Origin of the sequence: Leuconostoc gelidum subsp. gelidum KCTC 3527, assembly GCF_000166715.1 — a bacterium.
Lineage (GTDB): Bacteria > Bacillota > Bacilli > Lactobacillales > Lactobacillaceae > Leuconostoc > Leuconostoc gelidum.
Genome location: NZ_AEMI01000035.1, coordinates 1 through 1,287, shown reverse-complemented (window position 1 = coordinate 1,287; position 1,287 = coordinate 1). Strand labels below are relative to the sequence as shown.

Annotated in this window: 1 protein-coding gene and 1 pseudogene; both read left to right on the top strand. The window is 36.6% G+C overall.

Annotated elements, in window-relative coordinates; genetic code table 11:
• Positions 1-198: 198 nt before the first annotated feature.
• Positions 199-1,077 (top strand): annotated as a pseudogene (locus EUI_RS10835) (collagen-binding domain-containing protein); the annotation flags it as partial.
• Between the two features lie 14 nt (positions 1,078-1,091).
• On the top strand, positions 1,092-1,287 hold a 196-nt coding region (locus EUI_RS11020), incomplete at its 3' end, for a pentapeptide repeat-containing protein (protein WP_193770533.1).

Below are 1,287 nucleotides of genomic sequence, written 5' to 3'. Positions count from 1 at the left end.
GTAAGTACAGCACCAGTAAGTGCAACACCAGTAAGTGCAGCACCAGTAAGTGCAACACCAGTAAGTACAGCACCAACGAGTAAAGCACCAGTATATACAGCACGATTAAATATCAAATCAAATAATAATTCTGTAACGGCTAATGATGTTAAGACAGCACCTAGCTCTATTTTGTCTGATACAACAAATTATCTAAATGTGGATGTTCAATATATCAATGATCACAATGCATTAGGAATTGCTGCATTGTTTAGTGTATTTGCTAAAACCGCAAAATTGGCTGCTGATGTCAATGGGAATATTGCGGTACAGAATCTTATTGATTCAAATCGTGATTTTGGAACACGTGAAAATAATTATAATCTCACAAAAGGTGATTTGTCGTATATTCAAAATATTTCAAATAATCAAATTTTAAATGATCGTGCATTTCGTTCGGTTAATTCAGTTGCCATCTTGGGCGAATTTATTAAAATTGTAAAAAATTCTGCTAATCAAATAGAAATAAATGGCGGTCGTGTAAGCACTTTGAATGAGGCCAATACTTTCCAAGATGCTGCCGGTAATAAGTACATTGATTTTGATAAATATTTTGCGACGTTATATGATAAAGCCGAAGCATACAGTGCAATTACTCAATCAGAAAAAGTTATCACAAATTTTTCAGATAATAATCAACAAGTTGTTGATGTTTCTAAGGCAGATCAAACACAAAAATTCATATACGTTGATATAGATTATAGTAAGTTAGCTGGGCCACAACCAATTACTATTAAAGGTTTGTCCAACGATCTTGATGGACCGACAGTTATATTTAATGTGAAACATTTACCTAATTCAGATATATCTGTTCAAACTCAAATTAATTATACATATGCCAATAGCATAAGTGTTAACTCTAATGGTGAAGATCATACACAACCTAATCATGTATTATGGAACTTTGGTACAACAGATGCTAACATTAATATTAATAGTGGTCGATTACTGGGTAGTGTATTAGCGCCAAAAGCAACAATAAACGTTGGTGTGAATATTGACGGTAATATTGTAGGTGCTAATGTTAATATTACTGGTGGAGAGACACATCGTTGGGATGTGCAAACGCCAAGCTCGGAAGTTCCAAGTTCGGAAGTTCCAAGTTCGGAGACGCCAAGTTCGGAAACGCCAAGTTCAGAGACGCCAAGTTCAGAGACGCCAAGCTCGGAGACGCCAAGTTCGGAAACGCCAAGTTCAGAGACGCCAAGCTCGGAGACGCCAAGTTCGGAAGTTCCAAGTTCGGAGACG